Here is a 7,218-nt window from a genome sequence, read left to right as displayed (position 1 = left end):
ATGGAGAGCCGTATGCGCTGAAAGGTGCACGTACGGTTCGGGGAGGAGAAGCGCGTTTGCGCTTCTTACTCCACTCCCCATGCAGCGTGGCTTTCTTTATCTGGTTGCGATTATGGATTGGGCAACGCGCAAGGTGCTGTCATGGCGGCTCTCCAATACGATGGATGCCAGCTTCTGCGTTGAAGCCTTGAATGAGGCCATTCTTAAATACGGCAAGCCTGAAATAATGAATACCGATCAAGGGGCCCAGTTTACTGGAAAAGACTGGATCGCTATTCTGACTGATGCCAAGATCAAAATATCAATGGATGGTCGTGGGCGTTATCTCGACAACATTTTCATCGAAAGATTATGGCGATCACTCAAACAAGAAGCCGTATATTTGCATGAACTGCTGGATGGCTTCCAAGCCAGACGAGTGATCAAAGACTGGATTGGATTTTACAACACAGAGCGACCACACACCGCCCTTGATAAACAAACGCCGAATAGTGCATATTTTAGCGCAATACACATCAACCAAGCAGCATGAAACCTAACCAGGGTGCATCTTAGCTGGATCGAAAAACTGTTCAGAAAAACAGGACCACTTCAGAGGGCGGCACCAAGGATGCCGACAACTGCAGCATTGGCACCGTGCATCAAGGATTGCGCACCTTTCCAGCGGCGGAATTTGTTCCAGTGCGGCACGATAGCTATTAGTAAAAGCAGACCCGGCAAGAAGATCATTACCAGTGCTAAGCCAGCTCCCAGCAACTTACTGTGCATGGGCTCCATCAAAGCACCTAAATAGGCTGCGAATGTGAACAAAGGGCCTGGAACGGCTTGTGTTATGCCATAGCCTGTTAAAAATTCATCAGCGCTTATCCAGCCGGATTGAACGGTTTCAGCTTCTAAGAGAGGTAAGACAACATGGCCGCCACCAAATACGAGAGCACCAGCACGATAAAAGGAATCCATCAGTGCTACTGAAGGTGAAGGACTTACCCAAGCGATCACGGGGAGTCCTAAAAGGAATAAGGTGAATATGAAGGCAGCAACATAGCCAGAGTTAGATGATACAGGCAGAACGAGATCATGTTTTTGTTGAACGCCACCTTGTCGACATAGGATTAAGCCAGCAAAAGCACCAACCAAAATCGCCGCAACTTGCCCCAAAGGTCCGCTTATAAAAACGACTGTGACTACTGCTCCTAAAGCAATGCCTGTGCGTTGGTGATCGGGGCACAGGTTGCGTGCCATTCCTAAAACGGCGTGGGCAACAATGGCAACGGCAGTTATTTTAAGACCGTGAACGATCCCTTGTGCAATCGTGCTATCAAAGATGTTTGCGCCCATTGCGAATAGAACCAGGATCATAGCTGATGGTAAAGTGAAGGCGATCCAAGCGGCTAAAGCACCAAGATAGCCGGCGCGTGTTAATCCTAGTGCAAAACCCACCTGACTACTCGCAGGACCTGGTAGAAACTGACACAAGGCTACCAGATCGGCATAAGCTTGCTCGGTAAGCCAACGACGGCGCTCTACAAATTCGGTTCGAAAATATCCAAGGTGAGCAATAGGGCCGCCAAATGAGGTCAGTCCTAAGATTAGAAATGCTTTGAATACTTCGCCTGTCGTTCCGGCAGGCCGAACTGTTTTGCTCATTATGGACTTCCCTAATAATTATAAACACAGCTTTTGCTGCATATATTTTTAAGTCCTTTAACAGGCTAATATTGCAAAGAGCTTACAATAGATTCATTCATTGAAGAAAGAAACGCTACTCATGCCGAGCTCACCTTGCAGCTTGCGGATATAGTTGCGCAAACGGGCTTCATCAGTACTACTATAGGTGATGCTTTCACCCTGATTGCTCAGCGGAACCGTCGAGGCGCCGGTCAACAATTTGCGCAAGGCTTCACGCGCCTGCGCCAACCTCTGTTCTGGCAATGCGCGATTTATCATGAGTTTTTACCATGTAAAATAGGAATTAACCGCGCCATGCCGCACGTTGTTTTGCTCGGCTATAGCGCATCAATAATTGACCAACGCGCGGCGAGACATCCAGACGATTATTTAAATGGTGCTTGGCTTTCTTGGCGATAATACGGGTGCGTCGTCCCGAACCTTTCAAAGTATCACCGCCAATGTATCACCGCCAATCTGGCCGGATGCAATATATTGCGAGATACGCTCTGGCGAGATGTTGATCAGCTTTGCAAGCTCAGCCTTTGATGAAGTTAGCAAGACTTGCATCCTGTCGCACACGCTCTGGACGGCTGGCGTTCGGATAAGCGCAGTGAACTTGTCGCGAGGTGCCTCATGAGGTTGATGCGCGTCATTCCGGTAATTGCATTCAGGCTCTTAGGGCTATTTAATTTTAGCAGCCTTACTATTGAATTTTATTAGCTTGTGGCTGTTTTTTTAATGCTGGGATCACTCCGTTACTTTGCCATTTATTTATTTTGGCAACCAACCAGCTATTGATTGGATTTTCAAATATTTTCCATGAAATCGCGGCAATGAATACTGTCACAGTGACACCAGCTGCTATGATAAAAAGGGAACCTGCAACAGAGTTTTCCCAGAATGGTGGAATTGCATTAAAGAAAAATAATCCAACGAGTGGATGTAAAATGAAAATTCCAAAACTATAACGCGAAAGATTGGCAAAACCTGACCATTGCAAAGGTGTGTAGAAACCTTGTGTGCTTGCGTTATATAGAAGAAATGTGAACACATATAGGAAAATGAGGCGTGCCGGTCCTTCAAGAACCACAGTGTGTCCGTCTACATCAGCTGGTGAGTAGAACAAGAAAATGATAAGGCATATGGTAAGGCCAAGATAGGTCAATGATTTTGGCAGAACTATATTTTGATGTCTTACCAACCACATACCAAACAAAAATGATGGTAAAACCCGTAATATGCCGAAATTAGTAAATTGCGCTCGGGTTAAAGAAGGGCCGCCAAGCATTCGTGTTAAAAACTCACCACCGATGAGTGCTATAATAAGCGCTGCTAAAATCCCTACATCAAAACGTTTGCTTAAAACATCGAATAATGGAAAGCAAAGGTACATCAGGAATAAAGCGCTGAGTGACCAGCTGACATAATTGTAAGAAAAAGTACTACCCAGACCCCAGCTATGCAAAAGAAATAATTGGGTAATAGCATTTCGCCAACTTGTATCGGGCTGGGCATTCGGATGAATAAATCCATATGCATAAGCAATAGAGATTAGAGCGAAACAAGAAAAAGCGGCTACGTGAAGAGGGTAAATACGTGCTAAACGCTTTGCTTGAAAAGCAAAGTATTGACGTTTATCCCATGTGCCATAGGCACGGCGCGCAAGGAATAGTCCTGATACGATAAAAAATATATCTGTAAAATAAGAAAAACGTAAAATAACAGAAGTGATGAATTCATTGTCGATCGACATGCGGAAAGAATAGTGAAAAGTAGCAATTCCTAAACATAGAATGAAACGTAAACCATCAAAATCTGGAAGTCGTTGCATTATACACCAATTCACAAAAACATTGTTTGAATTTACAACTAAATTGAATGGTTATGCTGTTTTAATAGGAAAGGCTAGCGTTTTTATTTTTTATCCAGTACAATTAAGACTATTTATAGACAACCTTCACGCAAAAGCCAGAGGGGAAACACTAGGCTCAGGACCTATTAAATGTCTTGCGTTGGATTGATTTGACTGTTTCATTGGTCGTATCAGGAGGTGCGCCATGGGTCATCTTATTTGGTTGTCGCCAGCGCAGATGCGCCGTATTGAGCCTTATTTTCCTTTATCCCATGGTATACCGAGGGTCGATGACCGTCGAATTATCAGTGGCATCATTTTTGTGATTAAGAACGGCTTACGCTGGCGTGATGCGCCTAAAGAATATGGACCACACAAAACTATCTATAACCGGTTCATTCGCTGGAGTCGTCTCGGAGTGTTCAATCGCATTTTTTCTGAGCTGGCGGCAAAAGGTGGAAAGCCCAATGAACTCATGATTGATGCTACTCATCTCAAAGCTCATCGCACCGCAGCCAGTCTGCTTAAAAAGGGGATGTTCCCCGACGTATCGGACGCACCAAAGGTGGGCTGAATTCCAAATTACATGCGGTGTGCGATGGCCATGGTCGACCATTAATAATGCTTCTCTCAGAAGGACAAATGAGTGATTACAAAGGCGCAGCCTTGATAATTAACGCTCTTCCAGAAGCTAACGCACTCTTGGCTGATAAGGGCTATGATGCAGATTGGTTTCGTGATGCACTCACTAAGCGTGGCATCAAGGTTTGCATCCCATCAAAAGCAAACCGAAAAGTGCCAATACCGCATGACGTTATGCTCTATCGAAAGCGGCACAAAATTGAGAATATGTTCGGAAAGCTCAAGGACTGGCGACGTGTCCACACCCGCTATGATCGCTGTGCACACACGTTCATGTCAGCAATCTGCATTGCGGCAATAATTATCTTCTGGATTAATCAATGAGTCCTGAGCCTAGGTTTAGTAATCGTTCGCTTGTAGTTTATGCCTGTTAAAGTGTGGCGGTCGTGCTCAGGCTTGAAAATTCAACGTAAAAATCACGTATACCTGATGCTAAAAACTGCACAGCAATACATGTAAGCAAAAAGCCCATAATTTTAGAAATTGCTTGTGTGCCATGTTTTCCAAGAAGTTTTTCAATCCATTGCGAAGCTGAAAGCATGATGTAAGCAATTGTTGTAACAATAGCGATACCGATTAAAATATGAACATGCCCCATAACCATCTGGCCACTTGGGATTTGTGAACCAAACCCCATCACCACCGCGATAGAGCCGGGGCCTGCAAGGCTTGGCATAGCCAAAGGCGAGAATGAATAATCCATATCAGCTTTTTTAATGTCGGACGCGCTGGATTCGACTTCTGATGAGGGATCGTTGCCTGAAAATACCAATCGTAACGCCAAAATCAGGATGATAATCCCGCCAGCGACACGAATACCTGGCATAGAAATGCCAAAAAGTGTGATGATACCTTTACCCAGTAGAAGAAAACTTGCCAGAATAAAAAAAGCATAGACACAAGCCTTTGCAGCTTGTTTACGCTTTTTCTCCGCAGACATACGATTTGTCAGAGACATAAAAAGCGGAAAAGTAGTCAGCGGGTTCATAATTGGCAAAAGGCCAATAACAACAATTGATGTATATTTAAAAAAATCTACAATATATGACATCTAGAAACCCTTTTTTCTTAACCCTATGAGGGATTTCTAAAGAAAAGGCAAATTTTACTTAATCCAATCTAGCCAACCAACATTCACAGCGAATGCACCTGGTGCCAGCATGGCAAATGCCCATATGAGGACAGATCCGGAGATCGATGCTTACAAGAAACGACATCCATCTGGTACAAAGGCGCGTTTAGCTCTTGCTTTGCTTTTATACACCGCACAGCGTCGTGGCGATGTGATGGGCTGGCAGCATTTAAAAGAAGGTCGCTTGCGTGTCGCACAAAATAAGACTGGAGCTGAATTAGAGCTAAAGCTTCATCCAGATCTTGAAATAGAACTTTCGGTATTAGCTAAAGATAACCTGACCTTTTTAACCACTGAATATGGTGCGCCTTTCAGTGAGGCAGGATTTGGCAATTGGTTTCGTGATCGGTGCAATGAAGCTGGTTTAACAGGCTGTTCAGCGCATGGCTTACGCAAAGCTGCGGCAAGGCAAGTGGCCGAGGCCGGAATGTCTGCCGATATCATCAAATCAGTGACCGGACATACAAATCTCAAGACGCTTTCAATTTACACAAACGCTGCCGATCAAAAGCGGCTTTCCGATATGGGTATTGTTGCAATTGGTGGATCAGAAAGCGAACATAATTTGACCAACCCAAAAATAAAGTTAGACAAAAAAGGAGCCAAGTAATTGAAAAACAACGGAACTTTTTTAGAGATGGCGGAGGGGGTGCCCGCGTATTTATGCAACATATTGATATTGCTGATATGAGGTATTTCAAATAACCTTATTTGCCATAATTTTAGCAGTGAAGTTATGGCAAGAGGATTTGAAGTGGCAAGGAACAAGCTATCTGAAACACGCATTAAGGCGTTGGTAAAGCCCGGCATATACTCGGATGGCGACGGCTTGTTTTTACGTATTCGAGCTGGTGGCTCAAAGCAGTGGTTTTTTATATATAAACGAAATGGGCAAAGAACGGAACTAGGCCTCGGTGGATACGGGCAGGGAATTGCGCCTGTATCGTTAGCATTAGCTCGTGAAAAAGCTGATGCGATACGTGAAAGGTTAGCTCGCGGAGACGATCTGCATAGCCGCAAAACATTTTTGAGCGTCATGGATGATGTTTTGGATGTGAAGCAGGCGAGCTTTAAAAATGATAAGCATAAAGCTCAATGGGTCATGACGCTGAAAAAATATGCTGAGCCACTGCATAAGTTACCGATAGCCGATATCACTCGCGACCATGTCGTTGAAGTTTTAAAGCCCATTTGGACTAAGATACCAGAAACAGCAGATCGTACCCGCCAGCGAATTGCTGCGGTAATCGATCATGCAAAAGCTCGTGGGCTTTATGTTGGGGACAATCCAGCTGATTGGCGTGGTGGTTTGAAAGAGTTGCTGCCAGCACGGAGTAAGTTGAGCAGGGGGCATCATGCTGCTGTTGGATATAAAGACTTACCTTTGGTTGTTTCTAATTTAAGGAAATCAATTTTGCAGAAAAGCTTTGGATAGTTCCTGCCTCACGTATGAAGGCAAGTAAACCTCATGAAGTCCCACTGACAGAACGTGTATTGGAAATATTACAGGAACAATTAGAAATTCGAACTGGTGATTTAGTTTTTGAAGGTGAGCGCGAAGGTAAGCCAATCTCCGACACTGCTATGATAAAAGTCTTTCGTGCAGCTGGCGCAGGCGATGCTACACTTCATGGATTACGAAGTAGCTTCCGCGATTGGGCAGGTGATGAACAAGTTATCCGCGTGATGTTGCTGAGGCGGCGCTCGCACATGTGATTAAAGACAAGACTGAGGCCGCCTATCGCCGTGGCACAGCGCTTGAGAAGCGCCGCGCCATGATGGAAGAGTGGTCGAGTTTCTTAAACAAAGTAAAAGGCGATGATTAATTGTATTAGTTCTGATTTGATCTGACACCGCTCCCATTTAGGCTTAGCGAAATGGGAACGGTGTAGGCTCTTGCAGAGCTTTGTGGTTATCGGTT

At 44.7% G+C, this 7,218-nt stretch carries 10 protein-coding genes; 5 read left to right on the top strand and 5 right to left on the bottom strand.

Annotated features, from left to right (window positions below):
- A partial coding sequence (locus FHS77_RS15315) for a DDE-type integrase/transposase/recombinase (RefSeq protein ID WP_184224796.1) occupies window positions 1-532 on the top strand: 532 nt, incomplete at its 5' end.
- A 59-nt stretch (window positions 533-591) separates the two neighbouring features.
- On the opposite strand, the gene chrA is transcribed toward FHS77_RS15315, so the two are convergent.
- From chrA to FHS77_RS15295, 4 genes are all read right to left on the bottom strand, one after another.
- Window positions 592-1,647 carry a chromate efflux transporter gene (gene chrA / locus FHS77_RS15310; protein ID WP_184224795.1) on the bottom strand — a complete coding sequence of 352 codons (1,056 nt, stop codon included), beginning with the start codon at window positions 1,645-1,647 and terminating at the stop codon, window positions 592-594.
- Window positions 1,648-1,740: 93 nt separating this feature from the next.
- A complete protein-coding gene (gpW, locus tag FHS77_RS15305; protein WP_184224794.1) occupies window positions 1,741-1,947 on the bottom strand; it encodes a gpW family head-tail joining protein in 207 nt (68 codons plus the stop codon).
- Between the two features lie 25 nt (window positions 1,948-1,972).
- Window positions 1,973-2,116 carry a hypothetical protein gene (locus tag FHS77_RS15300; RefSeq protein ID WP_184224793.1) on the bottom strand — a complete coding sequence of 48 codons (144 nt, stop codon included), beginning with the start codon at window positions 2,114-2,116 and terminating at the stop codon, window positions 1,973-1,975.
- Between the two features lie 258 nt (window positions 2,117-2,374).
- Window positions 2,375-3,502 carry an acyltransferase family protein gene (locus FHS77_RS15295; protein ID WP_184224792.1) on the bottom strand — a complete coding sequence of 376 codons (1,128 nt, stop codon included), beginning with the start codon at window positions 3,500-3,502 and terminating at the stop codon, window positions 2,375-2,377.
- Window positions 3,503-3,728: 226 nt separating this feature from the next.
- Here FHS77_RS15295 and FHS77_RS15290 point away from each other — a divergent pair.
- A protein-coding gene (locus tag FHS77_RS15290) for an IS5 family transposase (protein WP_246431378.1) occupies window positions 3,729-4,489 on the top strand; the annotation gives its coding sequence in 2 pieces (ribosomal slippage) (window positions 3,729-4,062 and window positions 4,062-4,489; 762 coding nt in all).
- Window positions 4,490-4,535: 46 nt separating this feature from the next.
- Here FHS77_RS15290 and FHS77_RS15285 read toward each other — a convergent pair.
- Complete coding sequence (locus tag FHS77_RS15285) at window positions 4,536-5,216, bottom strand: MarC family NAAT transporter (protein WP_184224791.1); 681 nt, start codon at window positions 5,214-5,216, stop codon at window positions 4,536-4,538.
- Window positions 5,217-5,325: 109 nt separating this feature from the next.
- Between FHS77_RS15285 and FHS77_RS15280 the strand changes: the two genes are divergently transcribed.
- The 3 genes from FHS77_RS15280 (at window position 5,326) to FHS77_RS16320 (ending at window position 7,013) form a co-directional block, all read left to right on the top strand.
- Window positions 5,326-5,907: a tyrosine-type recombinase/integrase gene (locus FHS77_RS15280; RefSeq protein ID WP_184224790.1), complete on the top strand. Its 582-nt coding sequence runs from the start codon at window positions 5,326-5,328 to the stop codon at window positions 5,905-5,907.
- A gap of 126 nt (window positions 5,908-6,033) precedes the next feature.
- Window positions 6,034-6,732: a tyrosine-type recombinase/integrase gene (locus FHS77_RS16325; protein ID WP_246431377.1), complete on the top strand. Its 699-nt coding sequence runs from the start codon at window positions 6,034-6,036 to the stop codon at window positions 6,730-6,732.
- Between the two features lie 14 nt (window positions 6,733-6,746).
- Window positions 6,747-7,013 carry a hypothetical protein gene (locus tag FHS77_RS16320; protein WP_246431376.1) on the top strand — a complete coding sequence of 89 codons (267 nt, stop codon included), beginning with the start codon at window positions 6,747-6,749 and terminating at the stop codon, window positions 7,011-7,013.
- Window positions 7,014-7,218: the final 205 nt, after the last annotated feature.

Source organism: Paenochrobactrum gallinarii (genome assembly GCF_014205685.1).
Classification (GTDB): Bacteria; Pseudomonadota; Alphaproteobacteria; order Rhizobiales; family Rhizobiaceae; genus Paenochrobactrum; species Paenochrobactrum gallinarii.
This window is presented reverse-complemented; position numbering and strand designations above follow the sequence as displayed.